Here is a 23611-nt window from a genome sequence, read left to right on the forward strand (position 1 = left end):
CGGTTGTCATTGCGAGCGTAACGAAGTGAAGCGCGGCAATCTTTCCTGCACGTTAGGGTCACTAACCCAACGAAAAAGGAAGGATTGCCGCGCTTCACTTCGTTGCGCTCGCAATGACAAACGGTAGTCTAGCGGTTCAGAATCGTCTTATTCCGGTTCAGCTTCAAGTCTTGCAGCAGGCTGCTTTTGGCGGCAATGGTGAAGTTGTAGCCCCGGTAGGGCCCCACGGGTATCCAGAGGCCCGAAATCTGCCAGCAGTGCAGGTCGCGGTAGAAGTTGACGGTGGGGTACACGAAGGTGTTTTCCCGGAAATCGTAGTTGAGGCTGGTGCTCAGGCGCAGGTTGGGCGTGAGCTTCACCGAGCCGCTGGCCGTGATGGCGTTGCCCGAGAGCAGGGGCGTCACGCCATATAGCGAGGGCCGGATGGGGGCCGCCGACGTGTTGTAGGAGGCTGTGTACTGCACCGTGGCCTCCCACGGAATGTCGAAGTCGATGTAGTCGGCGTAAATCTGCTGTTGCAGCGGCGAGCCCAGCACCGGGTCGTTGGCTGGGGCCACGGCCCGCGGAATGTTCGCTTTGCTCTTGGGCCGGGCGGCGGGGTTAAACTGGTAGCCCAAACTCAGGTTGGCATTGAGCAGGCGCGCCAGGCGGAAGCTGTTGTTGCCCTCCCACAGGTAGTGGGCCTTGAGAACCCGGCCTTCTGGCCCGCGCTCCCGGAAAGAAGTGTTACCAGTCGAGTCACGCTGGTAGAATGAGAACGCGCTGCTAATTACAATGTTAAGCTTCTTGGCTACCTGCACCCGGTAGCCCAGGTTGAGGTTAGACAGCTGTTGCGGGGCCAGCGAATCGGGCGAGAAGTTGTAGGACAAACTCAGGTCAATACCATCGGCCAGGCTCACCTTTTTGTAGGGGTTGGTGCCGGTGGTGTCCTGGTTATTGCGCACCTTCATCTCAATCTGGTTTTGCAGGCTGAACGAAATCTGGCTCACGCGGGCGCTAGTGGGCGTGCCGTACACCGAGCCCTGGTAGCGCGAAAACTGGCGCGGGTCGAGGATACGCCCACTGTAAGCCTGGCGCAAATCATCGTACGTAGAGCCCTGCGCAGCAGAGAAGGACTGGAATTGCGAAGAATTCGACAAGTCAGGCGAGTACGAGTAGCTCACGCTCGGCGACACCTTGTGCCGGATGGCTTTCACGTAGTGGTTGCCCTTGAAATTGGCCGTGCCGTAGAAGTTGGTCGAAGCCGACACGCTACCCGAGTAGGAGTAGGCCCGGTTGAAGCTCGGCGAAATAGTATCGATGCGCACCGCCCGCGGCACCGGCTCGAAGCTGTATTGCAGGCGCTGCAAGTACCAGGTTTCGCCGTAGCTGACGGAAGGCTGAATCTGGATGTGGCGCGCCAGCAGCGTGGCCGAGGGCAGCGTAATCTGAAACTGGTGCTGCAAGCCGTTCTGGGCGTTGCGAAGCAAGTTGTTGAGATTCTTGAGGTTAACCGGAATGTTGTAGGGCGTGCTGCTGCCGCCTAGCAGCGGCACGTCGCCGGCCAGCGTGCGGGCCGGCACCAGGCTGCTGATGCGGTTTTGAGCTACCAGGTTGTAGCTGATGGCAAACTGCTCGTAGAACTTGCCGCTCGGCTGAATGCCCAGCCACTGGTAGGGGTACTGCCGCGCCACGCCCAGGTTGAAGTTGGGCAGCGTGAAGTCCATCACACCAGTTTGCGTGTTCTGGCTCTGGGCCAGCTGCACCGAGTAGTTGATGGGCAGCGTGCGCAGCTGCTTGCTATAGCTCACCGTCGAGCTGAACGTAGCTGACAGCAACTGGCGGGCGTTCAGCGTATTAATGCGGTTATACGACGAGCTGCCCGCCTGCACGCTGGCCGAGAACACGCCGCCACCCGGCAGCGGGGTAGGCGAGTGGGCCCAGCTTATCCAGAACGTATTCTGCGAGTTGGAATATAAATAATCGGTGTTGGCCACCGTGGTGGTGGTGAGAATGGGCGATATCGGCTGGTTGGAATACGTGAACCGGAAGCTGCCCTGGTACTTGTAGCGCTTGCGGTATGTGAGCTCCGTGGCAATGCCGTAGCCACCCAGCCGGTCGGCGTTGCCGGCGTAGAGGTCGCCGGTCACGCGCAGGCCGATGTAGTCGTTGGGGGCCCAGTAGTAGCCGCCATTGGTGAGCGAGTAGCCCCGCTGCGCGCCCTGCCCAAACGTCGGAATGATGATGCCCGACCCCCGCCCCGCCTTTGGCGTGGGGAAGTAGCCAAATGGCAGCCCCACCGGCAGCGGCACATCGGCAATCACCATATGGAAGGGCCCGGTGATGACCTTGGAGCCCGGTATCACCTTCATCTTGCCCGCCTCAATGTAGAAGTGGGGGTGCTCGAGGTTGCAGGTAGTGTAGCGGCCGTGCAAGCCAAAGAACTCATTATCAGGCAGTTTCTTCACCACCTCGGCATGAATGTAGCCCTCGCCCTGCTGGGTCACTACCTCGCTGATTTTGCCCTTCCTGGTTTTGAAGTTGTAGTTAATCTTGCCCGCCGCGTAGGTGCCCGCATCATCTTTGAGCAAGGGCTGGTCGGCCATGCGGTGCTTGATGGTGTCGCGGCGGCCGGCGGCCTGCACCGTATTATCACCATAGTTCACGGTGATGAGCGCCGCCTTGAGGCTCATCTTGCCGTAGTCAACCGTCGACTTATTGTAAAGCCGGGCCACTTTCTGCGTCACGTCGAACTGGATAGAGTCCTTGGCAGCGTATTTCACCGTGGTTTCGACCTGGCTGCGGCGGCGCAGCACCACCAGGTTGAGCGAGTCGCGCACGCGGCGGCTGGTGTCGGCCAGCAGGCCGGTGCTGTCGGGCGTGAGGCGCGGGGCCGCCTTGCGCGACACGGCCGGCACGGCGGGCTGGCCCACGTTTTTTTCGCCGGGCGGCGGCGGGCTCTGGGGCGCGTTGCGGTCGTAGTTGAGGTTGCGCACCGGCTGTGTGGGCACCGAGCCGGCCCGACGCCGGTTGCCGCTGGTCGAGTCGGTGGTGGTCTGGGCCTGGGCCACGGTAGCGCCGCCCAGCAGCCAGAGCCACAAACCCAGTACGCCCGCCAGCGCCCAGCGGCGGCGGTGAAAAAGACCCGAAAAGAGAGCGTTGAAGAAAAGCAAGTTACCTAAAGCCACCGGGTGAATTACTTTTGAGGCTTACTACAAAGATAAGAGGCCGCTACCCCTGCCAAAGGTTGCTAGTTGCCTGGTTTTTTCACCCAACGACCATCGTGCGGATTATTGCGCTGACCTGTATCCTGCTGAGTGCCCTCTGCCCGGTGCTCAATGCCCAGGACTCACTCACCAGCCCCCGGCCCCCGCTGCCCGCGCGGCAGCCGGTAGTAGCTACCCCCACTGCCCCCGACTCGGCTGTCGATGCCGATATGGACCCCACCCGCTACCGCCTGCGCACGGTGGTGCTCGATGCCGGCCACGGCGGCAAAGACATTGGCTGCAACGGCGCCAGCGCCCACGAGGCCGACGTAGCCCTGGCCATCATCCGCGACCTGGGCCGCCAGATTGAGGCCAGCTCGCCCGGCGTGCGGGTCATTTACACCCGCAAAACGGACGTGTTTATCGAGCTTGATGAGCGCGCCGCCATTGCCAACCGTAATCACGCTGACCTCTTCATTTCGGTGCACTGCAACGCCGGGCCCAAGGGCGCGCGCGGCACCGAAGTCTGGACCATGGGCCTGCACAAAACCGACGCCAACCTGGGCGTGGCCCAGCGTGAAAACTCGGTTATTCTGCAAGAGAAGGACTACAAGCGCCGCTACGACGGCTTCGACCCACGCTCGCCGCAGTCGCACATTTTATTTTCGCTGTTCCAAAGCGCCTACCTCACCAATTCGCTGCGGCTGGCCCAGCGCATCGACCGCCAGTTTCGCACCAGCGTGGGGCGCAGCTCGCGCGGCATCAAGCAAGCCGGCTTTATTGTGCTTTGGAAGTCCACAATGCCCTCTGTATTAGTGGAAGCGGGCTTTCTCACCGACCGTGGTGAAGAAAATTACCTCGACGATAAAGTGGGCCAGCAGGCCATTGCCAACGGCATTTACCGGGCATTTCGCGAGTATAAGCACGACCTGGAGGGCACCCGCGGCGAGTGAGCTAATACTGGGGCTATTCACTAGCCTAACATCTGGCCCGCATTTGCCGTTAAGGGCGCTAGTACGGCCGGCCGACGCAACCATTGGCGGCCTGGCATCCATCTTCTAGTTGGCCCATCTTAGCTTAAATCTACCTTCCTGTGTCTAAAGAAATAAAAGTTGGCCTGTTGGCCGTAGTGGCGCTCATTGCCTTGGCCGTGGGGTTTAACTTTCTGCGGGGCAGCAACTTGCTCTCCAGCGACCGTACCTACTATGCTATCTATCCCAAAGTAGACGGCCTCAACGTGGGCGCCCCCGTTATCCTCAACGGTATCAAAGTGGGCCAGGTGAAAAACCTGGAGCTGCAGCCCGATAAAAATAACTCGATTAAAGCTTCGCTGGAGTTGGCTAAGGGCATTGAGCTCGGCGACTCTACCAAGGCTGGCCTCAGTGGCTCCCTGCTGGGCTCCAAAACCATTACCCTGCTTTTGGGTGCTGACTCTAAAAAGTTTAGCGGCGGCGAAACGCTGAAAACAACCACCGCCGTGAGCATCACCGACATTGTGCAGGCCCGCGCCACGGTGCTGCTTGATACCGTGAACTCAACGCTCTCGCACATCAATGGCTTCCTCAACAAGGATGCCCAAACCAACATCCAGGGCACCCTAGTAGGGGCCCGCGAAAGCACCGTGGCTCTTCAACGCCTCATTGCTTCCAACCAGGCCAACATCAACCAGATTACCCGCAACTTTGCTCAAATGAGCGCCGCCCTCAACAAGAGCACGGTAAAACTCGACCGCATCGCCAGCAACTTCAGCCAACTGTCTGACTCGTTGAAGAGCGCGCCTGTAGGCCCGGCCCTGCGCAACCTCAACGCCACGCTCACCGAAGCCCAGACGTCGCTGAAAGGCGTGAGCACTGCCCTGAACGACAAAACCGGCTCGCTCGGCAAGCTCATCAATGATACGTTGCTGTATAATAACCTGAATGCCACGGCTGCTAGCTCCAACGCGCTGATTTCCGACATGAAGGCCAACCCCAAACGCTACGTGCACTTCTCAGTATTTGGCGGCGGCAAGGACAAAACCAAGAAGGAAACCACCAAAAGCCCCGACGGCACCGTGACCACCGAAACCAAAAAAGTGACCACGGCCCCGGCCATTACCAATTAAGCAGACCTGTTGCCGCACCTAGTATCTTTGAAGCCCGCCCCGCAAGGGGCGGGTTTTTTTGTAGCGTGGACTCTGCTGAGTCCGCGCGCAGGAACGTTGTTCAATGCTACCACGCGCGGACTCACAGAGTCCACGCTACACCCTATCCCACCCAGTACCAGGTTATGAATATCGAGTTTAATCGCAACGAAGACCAGCTCAAGCAACTTACCTTTCAACTGCGCCAGAAGCTGGCCAAAGTGGCCCTCGGCGGCGGCGAAAAGCGCATTGCTGCCCACAAAGCAAAAGGTAAGCTCACCGCCCGCGAACGCGTTGATTACCTACTTGATAAAGGCGCGGCCCAGGTTGAGATTGGTGCCTTCGCTGGCGAAGGCATGTACCAGGAGGAGGGCGGCTGCCCCGGCGGCGGCGTAGTCGTGGTAATGGGCTACGTGCAGGGCCGCCAGTGCGTGGTAGTGGCCAACGATGCCACCGTAAAGGCCGGCGCGTGGTTTCCCATCACGGCCAAAAAGAACCTGCGGGCTCAGGAAATCAGCATCGAAAACAAGCTGCCCATCATCTACCTCGTCGATTCGGCGGGCGTGTACCTGCCCATGCAGGACGAGATTTTCCCAGACAAGGAGCACTTCGGCCGCATTTTTCGCAACAACGCGGTGATGAGCAGCCTGGGCATCGTTCAGATTTCGGCCATTATGGGCCCGTGCGTGGCGGGCGGGGCCTACCTGCCCATTATGAGCGACGAGGCCATGATAGTGAATGGCACCGGCTCGGTATTCCTGGCCGGTTCGTACCTGGTGAAGTCGGCCATCGGCGAAACCATTGATAATGAGGCACTCGGTGGCGCGGCCATGCACTCCGAAGTATCGGGCGTGACGGACTACAAGTTCGACACCGACCAGGAGGCGCTCGACCACATCCGCAACATCTTCGACAAGTTGGGCGCGCAGTCCTCAGCCGGCTTCAGCCGCGCCACGCCCGCCGCACCCCGGCTCGACGAAAAGGAATTGTACGGCCAGCTGCCCAGCGACCGCGCCAAGCCCTACGACATGATGGAAATCATCAATCGCCTGGTCGATAACTCCGAGTTTGAGCCTTACAAGGACCTCTACGGCCAGACGCTTATCTGCGGCCTCGCCCGCATCGACGGTTGGGCGGTGGGCATCGTGGCCAACCAGCGCAAAATTGTGAAGAGCAAGAAAACTGGCATGCAGATGGGCGGCGTCATCTACTCCGACTCGGCCGACAAGGCCGCCCGCTTTATCATGAACTGCAACCAGAAGCGCATCCCGCTGGTGTTTCTGCACGACGTGTCGGGCTTCATGGTGGGCTCGGCCAGCGAGCAGGGCGGTATCATCAAGGACGGCGCCAAGATGGTTAATGCCATGGCCAACAGCGTAGTACCGAAGTTTACCGTAGTGGTGGGCAACAGCTACGGCGCGGGCAACTACGCCATGTGCGGCAAGGCCTACGACCCGCGCCTCATCGTGGCCTGGCCCACCGCCCAGCTCGCCGTAATGAGCGGCGCCGCCGCCGCCAACACCCTGCTGCAAATCCAGGTCGCCTCGCTAAAAGCCAAAGGCGAAGTGATTACGCCCGAAGCTGAAAAGGAACTGCTCGACCGCATCAAAGCCCGCTACGAGGAGCAATTATCGCCCTACTACGCGGCCGCCCGCCTCTGGGTCGATGCCGTTATCGACCCGCTCGAAACGCGTAAGGTCATTTCGGAGGGGATTTCGGCCGCCAATCATGCGCCGATTGAGAAAGCGTATAACGTGGGCGTTATTCAAGTGTGAGAATTGCCCTGAGAAGAGCATTAGTACATTTACCCTGAAAATTTAGTGTAGGACTTACGTAATGTGCCCTCTGCGCGCAGTGCGTAAGTCCTATTAGTATAAGCTGCTGATTTCATGGAAGCTACCTTATTTAAAGAAATAGTTTCCCAATACATCTGTCCTATTCTGACGGGAGCTGAGGTGGGAAGCATACTAGGAATTACCGACGGTGATAATCAGTGGTCGGATTTAGTTGCGATACAACCCAATGCGCAGCTTATTCATATTAGGCCTGAAAAGGAGGCTACTTATAAGCTGGAAATTAAAAGAAGCCAGATTTTTGCAGGTATAGATAAGGAGATAATTCAAGCAATCATAAAGGAGCTCTTCGAGAATTACGCTAAGCTTGATAGCCCGTACCGTGAGCGGGTCATAACGCATTCGGTTGAAGTTGGGATTTGTAAATACATCTCCTCTACTGATTACAAGGTTTTGTTCGATATCCTGGACGGTTTTGACAGATGGGCCGCCCGAACGTACGAAGGTCGTAGGGTAACCTTTAGCTTTATTGTTGATTTTACAAAGGCGCAAGTATGCACCAGTAAATTTCCTGGTATCGATAAAATACTGGAAGAGGATTTTTGCGCGCTGCTTTCCGGTAGTATAGAAAGTTGCTTGCTGCTTTCTTCGAAAGGGGCCTTGCTGGGCCACGTGAACTTATCTGATAATGTCGTAAAGAATTCGTATTCTCCTCTGAAGTTCAACGCGTTCGCGGATTACGCTGACAAGGAGAAAATTTGCCTGGCCCTTACAAACAATGGGGAAATTTTGATTTTCAAAAATCAAAAAATTCTTTTCTCCAAAAGACGGGGTATCTGGAATTATTATAACCATCTGCCAGTAATTAGCCGAATATCCGGTCATTCTGGAAATACGGATAAGATAGCCAAGAATGCTATCTACGAAACAATTCTCGACGTGTCATTCGCAAAAACGGGTGGGTGCATTGCGTTTGTGCGTAGCACCGACGTGAGAGGAATGATAGCCGATGAAACGATAAAAGAAAGCGATTTAATAGCTGCTGCCACTTCCGTGAAAAGCCAGTCTGTCAAGCGATTGATTGACGGAAAGAAGTTTCAAGACCTTGACAGAGTGCTCCGAAAAGAGCTGCTTGGGATAGATGGGGCAGTCATCATAAACCATCAGGGAGATGTAATAGCCGCCGGAGCTATCATAAAAATAGCCGCTGGCAGTACCGGGGGAGGCCGCCTAGCAGCAACCAAAACGTTAGCCAGATACGGGAGTGCAATCAAAATATCAGCAGACGGTATGGTGGCCGCCTATGTTATGGATAACGAGGAAATTACGGAGCTTTTTTCTTTTGGTTAATGGTCTGTGTCTTATGCCCCTATGGTACTTCCCCGCCAGTGTGATTCTAGCGAAGAGTAACTCGTGCCAGTGCAGGAAAATAGCCTGCTGGAAATAAATAAGGTAATTTCGAGAAGGATAAGTGGGGCTAATCATTCGCCCATCGAGCGAGTGGATAATGTGGGAGCTACTTAGATATGAACTACAATTTTTTGGCAAATGCAGTGGATAAAATGCAAGTTTTTGAATTCATTTTCGAGAATACGGACTTGCAGGTTTTTGATTTGGGTTCCGAACCTAGTCAGGAAATTTATCGATATAAAAGTACCGCTGAGATAGCATCAAAATTCGATTTGGAAAACGGTGGGCAATTTGCCGTAACGCTCCAATTATGGAGTCCGCGTTTTGGGGGAGAAGTAGTTTTTAGAAAAATTAATCTGAATCCGGACTATTGTAATGGCCATACTTTTCGCTATGCAACGGTCGGATGGGGGCTAATTCACCTATACTTGGGCGGGCATCAAAAAAACTGTTTTCATCATTCTAATATCGGGCATTTTAACGAGAGAGGGGCCTTAGTAAGAGCGGATGATGACAAAGAATTATCTGAGGTAAAACGATGGAACTGGAAAGAAATAGTATCGATTTCGGGTCGCTTGAGGCGACAAATTCATAAAGTAGCTGTTGGGAATTTTAATGGTATGGACGTAATGCCTGGAGCTGATGTATTAAGTAAGACGGGAGTAGAGCTACGATACTAATCCCTGACTCGCGTTAGTATCAGGCCAACAAAACCGCTGAGCCGGCGTTATTTTGCGCACCTCGTACTGCGCACTTCTTATGGCTAAAAAATCAGTTGCTCCCAAAGTGCAAATAGTTCATATTCAAGCGGCTGGCACTGATACTAGCGCGCTTGGTAAGGCGCAGAAGGAGTTTAACCGCCTCACCAAGCGCATTGCCAAGCTCGAAAAAGAGGCGCACGATTTCCGCGAAGCCGCCACTCGGCTGCGTCAGCGCGTGCAAAACGAGTATCGCCCCTTGCAGCACCAGCACAACGAGGTCCGCGTCCGCCTAGTGCGCGTGCTCGACTTGGCCCACGATACCTATAAGCTCACTAAGGGCGAGCGCGGCAAGGTGGCCGACCTCATCGCCAACGGTTGCCACGACTTGCCCCCCAAAGGCTTTCCCGACTTGCAGGCCGTCATCGATAAGTACGCCGCTCCGCCGCCCACCGCCGCCGAAGAAGCTGTTGTGGACGAGGTGGCGGCCGACATGATGAAGCAGCTTTTTACCCTGCAATACGGCATTGAGTTTGACCCTGCCGTGGATGTAAGTACGCCCGAAAAATTTCATGCCTACGTCGACCAGGTGATGGCCGAGCGCGAAGCTGCCTACGAAGCCGAGGAGCAGGCCCGCGAAGCCCAACGCGCTAAGCGCAAGAAAAGCCCCAAGCAGCAGGCCGCCGAAGACAAGAAACAGGCCGAGGAAAAAAACATCACCAAAGCCGTGCGCACCCTCTACATGGACCTGGTGAAGCACCTGCACCCCGACCTAGAGCCCGACGAAGCCGAAAAAGACCGCAAAACCGAGCTGCTGAAGCAAGTAACCACCGCCTACGAGGCCAACGAGCTGCTTACCCTGTTGCGCCTGCAGCTGGAGCTCCAGCGCATCGACCAAAGCCACCTCGAAAGCCTGGCCGAAGACCAGCTGCGCTACTACAATAAGCTCCTCAAAGAGCAGGTGCAGGAGCTGGACCAAACGCTCTTCAACGAGCAGCAGGACCTGGCGGCCTTCACGGGCCGCTCGTTTTTTTACACCCGCACGGCAACCGGTATCGACTACGACTACCAGCAGCAAAAGCAGCAGCTCGAAGCCAAAACCAAGCAGTTGGCCGCCGAAGTGCTGGCCTTCGAGCATGACCCCGCCGCGCTGAAAGCCTGGCTCAAGCTATACCGGATTTCCAAGAACGTGCCGATAAGGCTGAGTTTTTAAGGGGAATTAGGACTACGCTGGCAGGGAATGGCTTGGGCAACGCGCATTTTTCCTGAGCGTAGGCTGTTAGGCAGATAAAAAACTGACTAAGAGCACGTTGTAATATTTATCGGATTGATGCAGAAAAGCGCATACCCTCTCCGGCCGGCTAGCGCCGGCCGGCTCCGCTAGCTGAAACTTGCCAGTGCGGCGCGGTGGTCTGCAACTTGGGTTATTCAGGTGATGCCGTGCGCGCGTGGGCAGCCCCGAGCGCTTGCAGCAAGCTGGCAATGGAGCTGTGGGGCAGCGCTGGCTGCCCGGGCACCTGGCTCAGCCAAGTGCCCAAGGGTGATTCGGAAGAAGCGGGCGCGGTGACGCGCCAAGTGGCGGGGCTATCGGTGGGCACGAAGCCGGCGCGCAGCAGGGCCCGGCGCGTCCAGAACGCGGCGGGGCCATCGCCGAGCAGCTGTACGGCCGGGCCCGTGGGCGCGTGCAGCTCAAAGGTGCCGGTAGCGGGGTCAAAAGCCAGCCCCTCGCGCTGAAACGCGGCCGCAAACGCTCCGTTGAGCACCAAGTCTTCGGGTGGGCCAGCCAGCAGCTCGCCGGTGGCGGGCAGCAGCCACACCCGGTCGGCGGCCTGCAGGGCCAGGTCCAGCTCGTGGGTGGAGAGCAGGATGGCCTTGCCCAGGGTGCGGGCCAGCAGGTGCAGCAGGCGCAGCAGCGCCACGCGGTTGGGGAGGTCGAGGTGGGCGGTGGGCTCGTCGAGCAGAATCAGGGGCGTGTCCTGGGCCAGCGCGCGGGCCAGCATCACTTTTTGGCGCTCGCCGTCGCTCAGCTCACCCACCGGGCGGTGGGCAAACTGCGTGGTGCCAGTGGCCGCCAGCGCGGCGCGCACCTGCGCATGGTCGTGCGCCGAGAGGCCGCCCAGCCAGCCGGTGTGGGGGTGGCGGCCTAGGTTCACCAGTTCCTGCCCGGTAAGATACCCAGCGTCAATGCGTTCGGTAAGGACGATGCTGAGCTGGCGGGCGCGGGCCTCGGGGCTGAGGCTGGCCAGGGGCCGGCCGCCCACGGTGAGGCGGCCGCCCAGCGGGGCCTGCACCCCGGCCAGCGTGCGAAGCAGCGTCGATTTGCCGGCTCCGTTGGGCCCCAGCAGGCACACCAGCTCGCCGGGCCACAGGGTGAGATGCAAGGGGCCCGCCACCAGCCGGGGTGCACCTTTGCGCCCGGCGTAGCCTATTGTCAGGGCGTCGGCAGTTACTACCGGGGTAGGGGCGGCGGGGAGTGGGGTGGCGCTCATGCGGCAGACCGAATGGGGCGGCGCAGCACCACCCACAGTACCACGGGCGCGCCCAGCAGCGAGGTTACTACGTTGATGGGCAGCGTTATCTGGCTGCCGGGCAGCTGGGCTAGGCAGTCGCAGGCCAGCACCAGGGCCGCGCCCAGCAGGCAGGCCCCGGGCAGCAGCAAGCGATGGTCGGCGGTACCCAGCAGGGCGCGGGTGAGGTGGGGCACAGCGATACCCACAAACCCAATGGGCCCGCAAAAAGCCGTGATGCTACCCGCTAATAAGCTTGTGCTCAGAATAATAAGCGTGCGCGAGCGGCGCACGCGCAAGCCCAGGCTGCGGGCGTAGTTTTCGCCCAGCAGCAAGGCATTCAGCGGCTTGGCCGAGGCCATGGCTAGTACCAAGCCGGCCCCAACCACCGTGGCTAGCACCGTCAGGTGCGGCCCCGTGACGCCGCCCAGCGCCCCAAACGTCCAGAGTAAATACTCCTGAATTTGCTCGGGGGCGCTGAAATACTGCCATAGGCTGACGATGGCCCCGGTCACGCTGGCCACCATCAGGCCCACAATGAGCAGCACCACATTGTCGCACACCCGCGCCGCCAGGGTTAGCACCAGGGACATTACCAGGGCCGCGCCGGCCGTGGCCGCCAGCACCAGCGCCCAGCTGCCGGCCAGCCCCAGCTGCCGCACGGCCAGGGCACTCGTCACGCCGCCGCCCGTGAGCATTACCAGGGCCACGCCCAGCCCCGCGCCCGCCGTGAGGCCCAGCGCCGACGGCCCGGCCAGCGGGTTGCGGAAGAGCGTCTGCATCTGCAAGCCGCTCACGGCCAGACCACTACCTACGGCTAGCGCCGTAAGTGCTTTGGGCAGCCTGATTTGATGCACAATGAAAGCCGTGGCCGTGTCGGCCGCCGGACCGTAGCCCAGCAGGTGGCGCGCCACCGTGCCCACCGGAATGCGCACCGGCCCCAGCGCCACATCGAGCACGAAGGCCACCACAACCAGCACAACCAGCAGCAGGAGCCCCTGCACCAGCCGGGGGCCGGGCCGCGCAGCGGGGCCCGGTGCAAGCGAGGGCTGGCTCATCGCAGTGGTTGGTAATAGCGGAGCGTCCAGGTGGGCAGCAGCTCGGGGTGTAGAATGTGGAGCAGGTCGGCCAGTAGCAGGTCGGGGTGCATGGCCCCCGATTCCCAGTAGTCGTTGGAGCCCTGGGCGTTGGTACGCAGGGTGTTATTGAAAATCCGGTTGTTCCGGACGGGGGCGAAAGCGGCGTAGCGGGCATCCTGCGCCAGCAGGCCGGCTTTGGAGGTAAGCGTGCCAATGTGCAGCCAGTAGTCGGCCGCCAGCGCCACCGGGGCTACTGCCTCAAACGACAAGGCTACGCTGCCACCGGGGGCCTTGGTGCGGTCCCAGTGGTAGGTGGCACCCGCGTCGCGCAGAAACTGGGCCATGTAGCTATCCGCATCGGGCACGTACCACACGTCTTTAAAGGGCAGGCCGACCACTACGCTGGGTTGCCGGGTGGCCTGCTTGCCCAGCGCGGCCAGGCGCTGGTACTCGCGGGCCACGGCGTCGAACTTTTGGTTGACCACGACTTCCTTGTTGAGCAGGGCGGCCAGCACTTTCACCCACTCGGCGCGGGCCAGGGGCGTGGTCTCGACCCACTCCGAATTGATAATGACCGGGATACCCGCCGCGTGCAGGGTTTGAAATTGGTCGGCGCGCTCGCCGGGCCAGCCGGTGGTCATTACCAGGTCGGGGTGGTGGGCCACCAGCAGCTCGTTGTTCAGCTCCTTGCCCTGGCCTACCTCGTAGAGCTGGCCGGTGGCAATGCGCTGCCGCACCCGCGCCGCCGACACGTACTGCAAGCTGCCCACGCCCACCAGCACATCGGCGGCCCCCAGAAAATCGGCCAGCGCCACGTGCATCGACGACAAGCCTACGAGGCTGCGAATCGGCGTTTCGATAACCTGCGCATCGGGGTAGCCGGCCGGGCGCGCGGCCCCGCGCGGCACCAGCAGGTAGCGCCTGGCCGTGGCCGCCGGCTCGGTGGGGATTTGAATGGTGATTACCTTGTAGTTACCCGCGTACGCCAGGCGAAAGCCCTTGGCGTATTGCACCGAGGTGCGCCCGGGCGCCGGGGCCGGGCGGGCGGGCACGGCGGGGCGAGCTACTGGCACCGCCGTGCCCGCCCGGGCGGGCCGCACTTGCCCCAGCCCAACCAGGTGGCTCGTTAGCAAAGTAGCTAGTAAACAACTAGTTCGCCAGGTAAAAAAAGGGGAAGCTAGGCCCCCGGCGCGGCCGGGGGTAGGCGAGGAGTGGGGCATGGTACGGCGCGCTTTTCTACCGAAAGCGGTGGGTGAAGGAGGCAACGGCAGGTCTTCTGACTTCCCCCCGGCCGATGGCCTTCCCATTCCCGCAAGAACAGTGGCGCCACGTATCGGCCGGTTGGCAACTGGGGTCACAGCAGCGGCGACTGTCTCGGTTTCGCACCGAATTCCCTTTTAAAGCCGCCCCGCACCGCGGAAGCGACTACCCTTGCTCGGTTGCAAAGGTAGCACTGCCCGCCAGTGGCTGGCCCCTTGGCCCCAGGGCTGCCCGCGCCACCGTTCGGCCCCGCGGCCTACAAGTGGTCGAGGCGCCCGCCATCCACGCGCATCTCGGCGCCCTGCACAAAGGCGGCATCGTCGGAGGCGAGGTAGGCCACGGCGGCGGCCACGTCTTCGGGCTTGCCCACGTCGCTGGGGTTGATTTTTTCGACGCCCGACTTCACGTTGGGGTTGTTCCAGAGCATGGGCGTGTCGATGGCCCCCGGCAGCACTACGTTGGTACGCAGGCCTTTGGGCTTGCCCTCAATCACCGATGAGCGGGTGAGCGACAGTACGGCGGCCTTGGCGGCGGCGTAGGGGGCCACCAGCGCCTCGGTGGCCACGGCGTGGATGCTGGCTACGTTCACGATGTTGCCGCCCGGCTTCATGTGCAAAAACGCCTGCTTGGTGAAGTAAAACGCGCCCAGCAAGTCCACGCCCAGCACACGCAGCCAGTCGTCGCCGGTGAGTTCTTCGAGGGGCTTAAAATGCATGAGGCCCGCGTTATTCACCACCACGTCGAGGCGGCCAAACTTGGTGAGCGTGGCGGCCACGGTAGCAATTACCTGGTCTTCCTGGGCTACGTTGCAGAGGCTGGTGAGCACGTCGGGCGCGCCGGCATCTTTCAGCACGGGGGCGGCCTGGTCGAGGTTGGCCTGGTTGATATCGGCCAGCACGAGGCGGGCGCCTTCCGAAGCCAGGCGCTTGGCAATGGCCAGGCCGATGCCGCTGGCCCCACCCGTAATTATGACTACTTTATCCTGGAAACGCATGATGTAGAGCGGTGTAGCGTGGACTCTGCGAGTCCGCGCGTGGGAACGTTAGGGTAAGAGATTGGCAAGTGGCGCAACGCGCGGACTCGCAGAGTCCACGCTACCTCCTTACTTAATGGTTGGCTTGCAGCGGCGCGTTGGCGGTGGTGGTAGAGGGCTGGGCCTGGGCCTGCTGGCTGGCCTCTTTTTGCTGCCGGGCCCAGGCGGCGTTGCTTTCCTGGGGCATGATGAGGGGCACTTGCAGGCAGGCCGTTTGGGTGGGCAGCACCTGCTTCCACTGGCTGATGAGCTTTTTATAGGCCTCGCCCACGGGACGGATATTACGATTTAAGTCGTAGAGGCCCAAGGGGTTGAGGTTGCCGTTGTTTTCGCGTAGGGCGGTGTCCCAATCCACTTGGTCGGTGAGCGAATACCAGGTAAAGCCCAGGATAGGCACGCCGTCGTTGCGCACGCGCAGCACGTTGGCCCACTCTTTCCAGAGCCAGTTCACGGCTTCGTCGCCGTTGGGGCCCTGCCAGAGGTTGGTTTCGGTGTGCATCACGGGCAGCTGGTAGCGGTCGTGGTACTGGGTGGTAATAACGTGGTAGCCAAATACTTCGCCCGAAGCCGTGGTGCTGCCGTCGGGTCGCACGCGGTGCTCGTTGGTGCGGTAGTAGTCGTTGCCCATGATGCACTGGTGGCGCAGGTCATTGTCCAAGAAGTAATGGTACTCGGCCCGCGTCATGCCGTTATCGAGTAGGTACTCATACATATCGGAGTCCACGCGGCGGCCGTAGTTCAGGTCCAGCGACAGAAACCGCTTGGCATTCAGCAACTCGGCGGGCTTGATGGCCTGGGGGTTGGAGGCGTGGAAGTACTCGCTCGACTCGCTCTGGATGAACAGAGCATCGGGCCGCACCGCCAAAATAGCGTGCATGGCCAGCACGTTGGCCTTCACAATGTACTTAAGAGCCGTTACAAAAGCCTGGTCGCTAGCTAGTTGCTCGTTCCACCAGCCGTAGAGGGCCGAAAACTCGGCGCAGATGTACATCTCATTCACGGGCGTGTAGAGCTGCACCCACGGAAAGCGGCGGGCAAAATCGCCCGCATACTGCGCAAAAAGCTGCGGAAAATCGGGGTTCTGGAAGTTGCCTAGCCAGTCGGGCACCCCAAAGTGACACAGGTCCACGATGGGGATGATGTTGCGCCGCAGCAAGTCGTTGAACGTAGCATCGGCAAAGTCCCAGTTGTACTGGCCCGGCCCCGTCCAGGTGGTGTGGATGGGCGGCCCGTAGCGCAGCACCTCAATGCCCAGCTCCTGCACCAGGTCAAAGTCCTTCTGCCAGAACTTGTAGTGGCCGCATTTTTCCATCTCATCCTGGCGCACGCGGCCGTTTTGGATGGTGGGATAACTGTTTTCGATGCCCGTGGCGAAGAGAAATTGCGGCGCTGCCATACGTGGAAATGCGTGGGAAATAAGCCGAGCCGAGCCCCAAAAGCTGGCCGCGGCAGGAGGAAGAATGGGGTAGCCAGTCATACGAAAATCGGGGCCTACCTGGCGAAATAACTATCGCTTTTCTTTGTTTATGAAGGGTTTATGAACAAACAGTGGGCAGCTTCCGCTTCGCCTGGCAATGCCTGCCCCTAAAAAATGAGCGGTTTTTTGTAGCCCCAGCACCGCGGAAGTAAAAGTCACCTACATTTGTGGTGTACTAGTTAAGTAATACACTAAAGCACTTCACTCATGGTTCGCATCCGTAACCTGCATTTTGGGTACTCGCGCCGAGTACTTCAACTGGAAAACCTGAACCTGGACTTGCGCCGGGGCCACATCTACGGCCTGCTGGGCAAGAATGGCGCGGGCAAATCCACGCTGCTCAAAAACCTGGTGGGGCTGGCCTTTCCGCTCAGCGGCACCTGTGAGGTAGACGGCCACGCCGCCGCCCGCCGCCGCCCCGCCACGCTGGAGAACTTGTTCTTCTTGCCCGAAGATGTGCAGGCGCCACCCGTATCGGCTACCCAGCTGGCGGCCAGTACCGGCGTTTTTTACCCGCGCTTTGATGCGGTAGCCTTCCACGAGTACTTGCGTGAGCTGGACGTGCCCGCGCTGGCCCGGCTCACGGCGCTCTCCTACGGCCAGCAAAAAAAGGCGCTCATCGCCTTTGCCCTGGCCACCAATACCGGCCTGCTGGTGCTCGACGAGCCCACCAACGGCCTCGATATTCCCAGCAAGGCGCAGTTTCGCAAGCTGGTGGCCGGCGCGCTGGGGGAGGAGCGCTGCGTCATCATTTCGACCCACCAGGTGCGCGACCTCGATAGCCTGATTGATACCGTGCTGGTGCTGCACCAGCGCCGCATTGTGCTCAATGCCAGCCTCGACGACCTGGCCGAGCAGCTCAGCTTTGGCACCGCGCCGGTGGGCGCGGCCGTGCCCGAGGCGCTCTACGCCGCGCCCTCGGTGCGCGGGCAGCAGGTCATTCGGCCCAACCACGGCGGGGCCTTCGGCAAGGTCGATTTGGAGCTGCTTTTCAATGCCCTCACCGGCCCCGAGTCGGGCGTGGCCACCTACCTCACTAAACGCAATAGCCAATATGAATCAGTACGTTAACTTACAGCGGTTTGGGCGGCTGGTGCGCAAGCACAGCGCCGAATATGGCAAAACCTACGCGCTGGGCGCGGCCGTGCTGCTGGGCGGGCAATTGCTGCTGCTGGCCCTCGTCACCTACGCGCAGCGCCAGCCGCTGAGCGAGTCAGGGCAGGCGGCACTGTTTGCGCTGCTGCTGCTGGGCGCGGGCAGTTTTTTTGCCAGCCTGGCCTTTGGGCAGTTTGGCGAGGGGCGGCAGGCGGCGCTGGCGCTCACGCTGCCCGCCTCGCAGCTCGAAAAGTACCTGCTGGCCTGGCTGGTGTCGCTGCCGGTATTTCTGGCGGTTTTTGTGACCAGCTTTTACCTGGCCGACTGGCTGGTGATGCGCTTTGTGAGCCCGCAGCCCGGCCCGCTGCTGAGCCTGCTCACCAAGAACGGTGTGCCGGGCCTGGGGCTGCTGCTGGTGCTGCACGGGCTGGCGCTGTGGGGCAGTATTTTCTTCCCCCGGCTGTCGTTTGTGAAAACGGCCAGCCTAGCCTTTGCGGGCACGCTGGTGGTGGGCGTGGCCAATTTTCAGCTCCTCAACTACTGGGTCGATGGCAGCCTGGGCATGGCCGTGCCCTTCACCACGGCGGCCATTAAGGGCGTGGGGCCGCTGAACCTGCCCGATACCCAGCTGCCGTGGCTGGCCGCGGTGCCCCTGGCCCTGGCGGCGCTGCTGTGGGCGGCGGCCTACGCCCGCCTCACCGAAAAACAGCTTTAACGCATGGAATTCTCCGATAATGAAGCCATTTACCTCCAGATAGCCAGCTACGTGGGCGAGCAGGTGCTGCGCCAGCAGTGGCCGCCCGACCAGAAAATCCCGTCGGTGCGCGAGTTGGCCGCCGAGCTGCAAGTCAACCCCAACACCGTGATGCGCACCTACGAATTATTGCAAACCCAGGGCGTGGTCTACAACCGGCGCGGGCTGGGCCTGTTTGTGGCCCCGGCGGGTGCCGAGCAGGTGCGCGCCGGCCGCCGCGAGCGCTTTTTGCAACACGAGCTGCCCGCCTTTTTCAACACCATTTCGCTGCTCGACATCGGCCTCCCCGAGCTGAGCCAGCGCTACGAAGCCTTCAAGGCGGCGCAGGCCGCCCTCACGCCCACTACCCATGAAAACTAGTACCACCTTCCTGCTGGCCGCCCTGCTGGTGCTGCTGGCCTCCCTCACGGCCTACAACATGGCCTTGCGCACCGAGTACCGCTCGGGGGCCTACAAAGACCCGCTGCGCAACTTTGAATTGTTTGCTTTTAAGAATTTTACTGACGTCGACATTCCGGCCGGCAGCGCGCTGAGCGTGAAGGTGGTGGCCGGGCCGTTTGGGGTGCGGGTAAACCCGGCGGCGACCAAATTTGTGCGCGTGAGCCAGCAGGGCGGGCGGCTGCGCCTTGCGCTGGCTTTTCCCCACGAGCCCGAGAGCCTGGGCTGGGGCGAAACGGTGGTGGTGAGCTGCCCCCGCCTAGCCACCCTCACCACGGGGGCTGCGTATGAAGCCGCCGGCCAGCCGCACCACGACCTGACCCTGACGAGCCGCCGCACCCTGGTGCAGGGCTTTGTGCAAGACAGCCTCACGCTGCGCGCCGACCAGGGCAGCCAGATTGAGCTGATTAACAACACTGTGCGCTACTTGCGCGCCGTGGCTGGGCCCACGCCCGGCAGCCGCACCAAGCTTCAGCTAGACCCCACCAACCGCATTGCCGCCGGCCACCTGCGCATGCAAGGCCAGAGCCAGCTAGTGCTGGGCGCCCGCGCCACGCCGCAGCTGCGCTACGAGCTGGCCGATAGCGCCCAGCTAACGGTGAGCGGTGCGGTGCTGGCCAGTATAAAGCGTTAGCTGCTTGAGGATTGGATGTCTTATAATTGCACTTTTAGAAAGGCTTATGACTATGCAAGCGCTTCGGGAGTGGGCGTGGCTGCGGCTTGCCATCGTGTACACGCGCTACTTGCTGGGCGGCGCGTTTGTGTTTGCCAGCATCGTCAAAATCAAGGGGCTGCGGTTTACGCGCCTTAGTGGGGCGGCCGAGGCTATTCACAGCCCTATGCATTTTTTTGAGACCATGTACCAGTCAGGGTTCTACTGGCAGTTTATTGGGGTGGCGCAGTGCGTGGTGGGGCTGCTGCTGCTCACGCAGCGCTTTGCCACGCTGGGGGCGGTGCTATTGCTGCCCATTATGGCCAGCATTTTCGTCATCACTGTCTCCTACGACTTTGCCGGCACGCCCGTCATCACGGGCCTCATGCTGCTGGCCAACTTCATGCTGCTGGCCTGGGACTGGCCCACCTTGCGGGTGCTGGTGGGCCTGCCGGTGCAGGCCGTGCCTGCCCTGCCGCGCGCCACCACCCGGCTGTGGGAGGGCGTGGGCGCGGTGCTGTTCGCCTACACCGCAGGCTACCGGGCCTACACCGAAGCCTATAATTTTCTGCTGTGGGCGGGCATTTGTGGGCTGGTGGGTGGGCTGGGACTGCTGGTAGCCTGGCGGCTGCACCGCAAGGCAGCCGGCCCCGGCGCGAGCACCGACGCAGCAACTACTCTGGGCTCCGTCGCATGAGCCCGCTGCCCACGACCACCCGCGAGCGGCTGCCGGATTATGTTGTGCTAGCGGCGCGGCTGTTGCTGGCGTTCACGTTCATCAGCTACGGCTACGCCAAACTGAACGGCGGGCAGTTTGGTCTTTCGACCACGGAATTGGCGCGGCCCGCGGGCCAGCTGGGGCTGTTTAAGCTGGCGTGGTATCTATTTGGTCAGGAGCCCTTTAAGTCCTTTGTGGGCTATTCGCAGATACTGGCGGGCGGGCTGCTGCTGTGGCACCGCACGGCGCTGCTGGGGGCACTGTTGCTGCTGCCCATTGCGGCCAACGTGCTGGTAGTTGATGTCACCTACCTGCCGCACCTGCCGGCCTTTCAGTGGCGGCTGGCCTATTACCTGGGGCTTATTGGGCTGATAGGCTGGCACTATCGCAGCCGCATGGTGCTGGTGTGGCGCGCCCTCACCCACGGGCTGCGCCCGCGGTTTCGCTACCCGTGGTGGGCGTATGTGCTGCTGCCGCTGGCCGCCGTGGCCCTCGACCTAGTGTGGGTGCTGCCCCGGCTGGCTTATGCGGCCCTCACGCAGCCCACCCAAACCTGGCGCGGCCTCACCGCGCTACTGCCAAGCCTGGCGCGGCTTTTTCACTGAGAAAAGCCCGGCTGCCCCGGCGGGTCCGGTACCTTTGTGAGCGGAGCGTGAACACCAGTTCCGGCCCCGTTTTACCCATGAGCACGCACTATTGGGGTGCCGCGCTGCTGGCCCTGCTGGCGGGCCGCGCCGCCGCCCAAGCCCCGGTTTCTCTCAACCCCGTGCAGCCCTGGGGCAGCTGGGTAATTGCCACGGTGCAGCTGCCGGGCACTACTGAGCACCGCTGGGGCGGCTACGCCGAGCTGCAAGGCCGCTCCAATGCCCTGGCCCGGCAGTTTTTTTACTACGAGCTGAAGGCCGGCGCGAGCTTCGATATCGACCCCAACTTTACGGTGCTGGTGGGCGCTACTCTACCTCCGACTACAAAGACCTGGGGGCCGGCGCGCTCAACATTGAGAAGCGCCTCTGGCAGCAGTTTACGCTCACGCAGTACTCGCACCGCCTCAAGCTGGAGCACCGCTACCGCATTGAGCAGCGCTGGTTTCGGTTTCGCGATGATAGTACGGCGTTTCGCCAGCGGTTTCGCTACCGGCTCAACGCCTTTTTTCCGCTCAACAAAAAGACCATCACCGCCGGCACGCTCTTCTTTTCGGCCTACGACGAGATTTTTCTGAACCCCCGCGGCCCGGTGTTTGAGCGCAATCGCGTGTACGGTGGCATTGGGTATCAGGTTGATAAACACCTGATTGTGCAGCTGGGTTACGTCAACCAAGCCAACTATAACTACGCCAACGACCAGGGGCAGTTTGTGCTGCAAAACACGGCCGCCAAAAACAACGTGGTGCTGGCCCTCACCTACAAGCTGGCGCACCGCGCCGTGCCGCCGGGCCAGGAAAGCTTGCCTTCGCAGCAGGACTAGCGGCACAGGGTTAATCAATTGGTTGACAAAGGGTTGTTTAGGGTGCCTATGAATAGGCGCGGCACTTTTGGGCTCCCAAACCCACCGTCTTGGGCTAGCTGTCGTAAACCAGTAGAAAGCGTTACGAGCCCATGTCCAAGAAATCAGTCTCCGAAATCATTATCGATACCCTGCAAGCCGCCGGCGTCAAGCGCGTGTTTGGCTTGGTAGGCGACTCGCTCAACGGCATCACCGATGCCATTCGCACCAGTGAGGGCATCGAGTTTGTGCAGGTACGCCACGAAGAAGCCGGCGCGTTTGCGGCCGGGGCTGAGGCCTTTCTCACCGGCGACCTGGCCGTGTGCGCCGGTTCGTGCGGACCGGGTAACACGCACTTAGTCAATGGGCTATTCGATTGCCACCGTTCGCGGGTGCCGGTGCTAGCCATCGCGGCCCACATTCCGAGCGTCGAAATCGGCACTGGCTACTTCCAGGAAACGCATCCCGAGCGGCTCTTCCAGGAGTGCAGCCATTATTGCGAGGTGATTTCGACACCCGACCAGGCCGTGCGCATGGTGGAAAGCGCCATTCAGGCCGCGCTGGGCATGGGTGGGGTAGGGGTAGTCGTTATTCCCGGCGACATTGCTCACCTCGAAACGGAAGCACCCACGCCGCGCCTGGCTTCGCTGGGCCACGCCAGCGCCGTGGTGCCGGCCCCCGGCAAGCTAGCCGCCGCCGCCGCCCTGCTCAACGACTGCCAGAAAGTAACCATCCTGGCCGGCGTTGGCTGCGCCGGGGCCCACCCCGAACTGCTGCAAGTGGCCGCCGCCCTGCAAGCGCCCGTGGTGCACGCCCTGCGCGGCAAAGAGTGCATTGAGCCCAATAACCCCTACGACGTGGGCCTGACTGGCCTGCTGGGCATGCCCGCCGGCTACCACGCCCTCATGGACGCCGACGCCATCCTGATGTTGGGCACCGACTTCCCGTACCGCCAGTTTTTCCCCGAAGATGCCCGCGTAGTGCAGGTCGATACCCGCCCCCTGCACCTGGGCCGCCGCACCCGCGTAGAAGTGGGCCTGCACGGCACCGTGGCCGAAACCGTGCAGCAATTGCTGCCCCTGCTAAAAACCCGCACCGACGACGCCCACCTCAAAGAAGCCCAGGAGCGCCACCGTGCCGATGACAAGGGCCTGGCCGAGCTAGCCACCGGCGACGCCGGAGCCGCCACACTACACCCCCAGCACGTGGCGCGCCTGCTCGATGAGCTGGCCGACGACGACACCATTTTCACCTGCGACGTGGGCACGCCCACCATCTGGGCGGCCCGCTACCTGCATATGAACGGCTGCCGGCGCCTGCTGGGCTCCTTCGTGCACGGCAGTATGGCCGGCGCGCTGTCGCAGGCCATTGGCGCGGCGCTGGCTTATCCCGGCCGGCAAGTGGTGGCGCTGTGCGGCGACGGCGGCTTTGCCATGCTGATGAGCGAGCTGCTGACACTGCGCCAGTTGAAGGTGCCCGTGAAGGTTATCATCTTCAACAACAGCGCCTACGGCTTTGTGGAGCTGGAAATGAAGGCCGCCGGTACCCTCGAATATGGTACCGAGCTCGACAACCCCGACTTTGGCCAGCTGGCCCAGGCGGCCGGCGTGCAAGGCTTCCACGTGAGCGACCCCGCTCACCTCGAAAGCATCCTGCGCCAGGCCCTCACCCACGACGGCCCCGTGGTAGTCGATGCCGTGGTGAACCGCCAGGAGCTGAGCATGCCGCCCCACATCGAAGCCGCTCAGGCCAAAGGCTTTAGCCTCTACGCGCTAAAAGCCCTGATGAATGGCCGCGGCAGCGAGCTGGTAGATTTGGCCAAAACGAACCTCCGCCAACTCGTAGACTAAGGAGCCTGCGCTGCTTTCGCAGATTCAAACCGCATATTCGCAACGGGCTAACTGACTG

The 23611-nt window shown here is 61.0% G+C and carries 20 protein-coding genes and 1 riboswitch; of the genes, 14 read left to right on the forward strand and 6 right to left on the reverse strand.

From position 1 onward, the window contains the following. Positions 1-128 precede the first annotated feature (128 nt). The gene (locus ACYVGC_RS06615) at positions 129-3152 is read right to left on the reverse strand and encodes a putative LPS assembly protein LptD (protein ID WP_460583021.1); all 3024 of its coding nucleotides are present in this window, start codon (positions 3150-3152) and stop codon (positions 129-131) included. A gap of 110 nt (positions 3153-3262) precedes the next feature. Here ACYVGC_RS06615 and ACYVGC_RS06620 point away from each other — a divergent pair, with 110 nt between their 5' ends. The 6 genes from ACYVGC_RS06620 to ACYVGC_RS06645 all read left to right on the forward strand — a co-directional run bounded on the left by ACYVGC_RS06620 (position 3263) and on the right by ACYVGC_RS06645 (position 10421). Beyond that, entirely contained in the window at positions 3263-4138 is an 876-nt protein-coding gene (locus ACYVGC_RS06620; RefSeq protein ID WP_460583022.1) for an N-acetylmuramoyl-L-alanine amidase family protein, read from the forward strand. A gap of 140 nt (positions 4139-4278) precedes the next feature. Further along, on the forward strand, positions 4279-5289 hold the full coding sequence (locus ACYVGC_RS06625) for an MlaD family protein (protein ID WP_460583023.1): 1011 nt from the start codon (positions 4279-4281) through the stop codon (positions 5287-5289). Positions 5290-5453: 164 nt separating this feature from the next. Next, on the forward strand, positions 5454-7082 hold the full coding sequence (locus tag ACYVGC_RS06630) for an acyl-CoA carboxylase subunit beta (protein ID WP_460583024.1): 1629 nt from the start codon (positions 5454-5456) through the stop codon (positions 7080-7082). Between the two features lie 114 nt (positions 7083-7196). Then, positions 7197-8450 carry a hypothetical protein gene (locus ACYVGC_RS06635; RefSeq protein ID WP_460583025.1) on the forward strand — a complete coding sequence of 418 codons (1254 nt, stop codon included), beginning with the start codon at positions 7197-7199 and terminating at the stop codon, positions 8448-8450. 176 nt (positions 8451-8626) lie between these two features. Further along, positions 8627-9190, forward strand: coding sequence for a hypothetical protein (locus ACYVGC_RS06640; protein WP_460583026.1), 564 nt, complete (start codon positions 8627-8629; stop codon positions 9188-9190). A 79-nt stretch (positions 9191-9269) separates the two neighbouring features. Next, the gene (locus ACYVGC_RS06645) at positions 9270-10421 is read left to right on the forward strand and encodes a hypothetical protein (RefSeq protein WP_460583027.1); all 1152 of its coding nucleotides are present in this window, start codon (positions 9270-9272) and stop codon (positions 10419-10421) included. Positions 10422-10632: 211 nt separating this feature from the next. Here ACYVGC_RS06645 and ACYVGC_RS06650 read toward each other — a convergent pair whose 3' ends face one another. From ACYVGC_RS06650 to ACYVGC_RS06670, 5 genes are all read right to left on the reverse strand, one after another. Continuing rightward, positions 10633-11697: an ABC transporter ATP-binding protein gene (locus ACYVGC_RS06650; RefSeq protein WP_460583028.1), complete on the reverse strand. Its 1065-nt coding sequence runs from the start codon at positions 11695-11697 to the stop codon at positions 10633-10635. Further along, the gene (locus tag ACYVGC_RS06655; RefSeq protein WP_460583029.1) at positions 11694-12773 is read right to left on the reverse strand and encodes an iron chelate uptake ABC transporter family permease subunit; all 1080 of its coding nucleotides are present in this window, start codon (positions 12771-12773) and stop codon (positions 11694-11696) included. The genes ACYVGC_RS06650 and ACYVGC_RS06655 overlap by 4 nt, the downstream gene beginning before the upstream one ends. Further along, entirely contained in the window at positions 12770-13927 is a 1158-nt protein-coding gene (locus ACYVGC_RS06660; RefSeq protein WP_460583030.1) for a TroA family protein, read from the reverse strand. Before ACYVGC_RS06660 ends, ACYVGC_RS06655 begins: the two co-directional genes overlap by 4 nt. 116 nt (positions 13928-14043) lie before the next feature. Beyond that, a riboswitch (cobalamin riboswitch) is annotated at positions 14044-14242 on the reverse strand. Positions 14243-14310: 68 nt separating this feature from the next. Next, entirely contained in the window at positions 14311-15048 is a 738-nt protein-coding gene (locus ACYVGC_RS06665) for an SDR family NAD(P)-dependent oxidoreductase (protein WP_460583031.1), read from the reverse strand. A gap of 112 nt (positions 15049-15160) precedes the next feature. Further along, positions 15161-16483, reverse strand: a complete 1323-nt coding sequence (locus ACYVGC_RS06670; RefSeq protein WP_460583032.1) for a glycoside hydrolase family 1 protein — start codon at positions 16481-16483, stop codon at positions 15161-15163. 288 nt (positions 16484-16771) lie between these two features. Here ACYVGC_RS06670 and ACYVGC_RS06675 point away from each other — a divergent pair, with 288 nt between their 5' ends. The 8 genes from ACYVGC_RS06675 (at position 16772) to poxB (ending at position 23553) form a co-directional block, all read left to right on the forward strand. Continuing rightward, on the forward strand, positions 16772-17635 hold the full coding sequence (locus ACYVGC_RS06675; RefSeq protein ID WP_460583033.1) for an ABC transporter ATP-binding protein: 864 nt from the start codon (positions 16772-16774) through the stop codon (positions 17633-17635). Beyond that, positions 17619-18374 (forward strand): hypothetical protein, encoded by a 756-nt coding sequence (locus ACYVGC_RS06680; protein WP_460583034.1) that lies wholly within the window; start codon positions 17619-17621, stop codon positions 18372-18374. The genes ACYVGC_RS06675 and ACYVGC_RS06680 overlap by 17 nt, the downstream gene beginning before the upstream one ends. A gap of 3 nt (positions 18375-18377) precedes the next feature. After that, a complete protein-coding gene (locus ACYVGC_RS06685; protein WP_460583035.1) occupies positions 18378-18773 on the forward strand; it encodes a GntR family transcriptional regulator in 396 nt (131 codons plus the stop codon). Next, the gene (locus ACYVGC_RS06690; protein ID WP_460583036.1) at positions 18763-19485 is read left to right on the forward strand and encodes a hypothetical protein; all 723 of its coding nucleotides are present in this window, start codon (positions 18763-18765) and stop codon (positions 19483-19485) included. The genes ACYVGC_RS06685 and ACYVGC_RS06690 overlap by 11 nt, the downstream gene beginning before the upstream one ends. Positions 19486-19531: 46 nt before the next feature. Next, a complete protein-coding gene (locus ACYVGC_RS06695; RefSeq protein ID WP_460583037.1) occupies positions 19532-20200 on the forward strand; it encodes a hypothetical protein in 669 nt (222 codons plus the stop codon). Further along, the gene (locus ACYVGC_RS06700) at positions 20197-20826 is read left to right on the forward strand and encodes a hypothetical protein (protein WP_460583038.1); all 630 of its coding nucleotides are present in this window, start codon (positions 20197-20199) and stop codon (positions 20824-20826) included. Before ACYVGC_RS06695 ends, ACYVGC_RS06700 begins: the two co-directional genes overlap by 4 nt. A gap of 370 nt (positions 20827-21196) precedes the next feature. After that, the gene (locus ACYVGC_RS06705) at positions 21197-21685 is read left to right on the forward strand and encodes a DUF2490 domain-containing protein (RefSeq protein ID WP_460583412.1); all 489 of its coding nucleotides are present in this window, start codon (positions 21197-21199) and stop codon (positions 21683-21685) included. Between the two features lie 131 nt (positions 21686-21816). Next, positions 21817-23553, forward strand: a complete 1737-nt coding sequence (gene poxB / locus ACYVGC_RS06710) for a ubiquinone-dependent pyruvate dehydrogenase (RefSeq protein WP_460583039.1) — start codon at positions 21817-21819, stop codon at positions 23551-23553. Positions 23554-23611: the final 58 nt, after the last annotated feature.

Source organism: Hymenobacter arcticus, assembly GCF_054779975.1.

Coding starts and splice junctions, on each gene's coding strand:
- ACYVGC_RS06630 (WP_460583024.1), top strand. CDS start 5,454: ATGAATATCGAGTTTAATCGCAACGAAGACCAGCTCAAGCAACTTACC.
- ACYVGC_RS06635 (WP_460583025.1), top strand. CDS start 7,197: ATGGAAGCTACCTTATTTAAAGAAATAGTTTCCCAATACATCTGTCCT.
- ACYVGC_RS06640 (WP_460583026.1), top strand. CDS start 8,627: ATGAACTACAATTTTTTGGCAAATGCAGTGGATAAAATGCAAGTTTTT.
- ACYVGC_RS06645 (WP_460583027.1), top strand. CDS start 9,270: ATGGCTAAAAAATCAGTTGCTCCCAAAGTGCAAATAGTTCATATTCAA.
- ACYVGC_RS06650 (WP_460583028.1), bottom strand. CDS start 11,697: ATGAGCGCCACCCCACTCCCCGCCGCCCCTACCCCGGTAGTAACTGCC.
- ACYVGC_RS06655 (WP_460583029.1), bottom strand. CDS start 12,773: ATGAGCCAGCCCTCGCTTGCACCGGGCCCCGCTGCGCGGCCCGGCCCC.
- ACYVGC_RS06665 (WP_460583031.1), bottom strand. CDS start 15,048: ATGCGTTTCCAGGATAAAGTAGTCATAATTACGGGTGGGGCCAGCGGC.
- ACYVGC_RS06670 (WP_460583032.1), bottom strand. CDS start 16,483: ATGGCAGCGCCGCAATTTCTCTTCGCCACGGGCATCGAAAACAGTTAT.
- ACYVGC_RS06675 (WP_460583033.1), top strand. CDS start 16,772: ATGGTTCGCATCCGTAACCTGCATTTTGGGTACTCGCGCCGAGTACTT.
- ACYVGC_RS06680 (WP_460583034.1), top strand. CDS start 17,619: ATGAATCAGTACGTTAACTTACAGCGGTTTGGGCGGCTGGTGCGCAAG.
- ACYVGC_RS06685 (WP_460583035.1), top strand. CDS start 18,378: ATGGAATTCTCCGATAATGAAGCCATTTACCTCCAGATAGCCAGCTAC.
- ACYVGC_RS06690 (WP_460583036.1), top strand. CDS start 18,763: ATGAAAACTAGTACCACCTTCCTGCTGGCCGCCCTGCTGGTGCTGCTG.
- ACYVGC_RS06695 (WP_460583037.1), top strand. CDS start 19,532: ATGACTATGCAAGCGCTTCGGGAGTGGGCGTGGCTGCGGCTTGCCATC.
- ACYVGC_RS06700 (WP_460583038.1), top strand. CDS start 20,197: ATGAGCCCGCTGCCCACGACCACCCGCGAGCGGCTGCCGGATTATGTT.
- poxB (WP_460583039.1), top strand. CDS start 21,817: ATGTCCAAGAAATCAGTCTCCGAAATCATTATCGATACCCTGCAAGCC.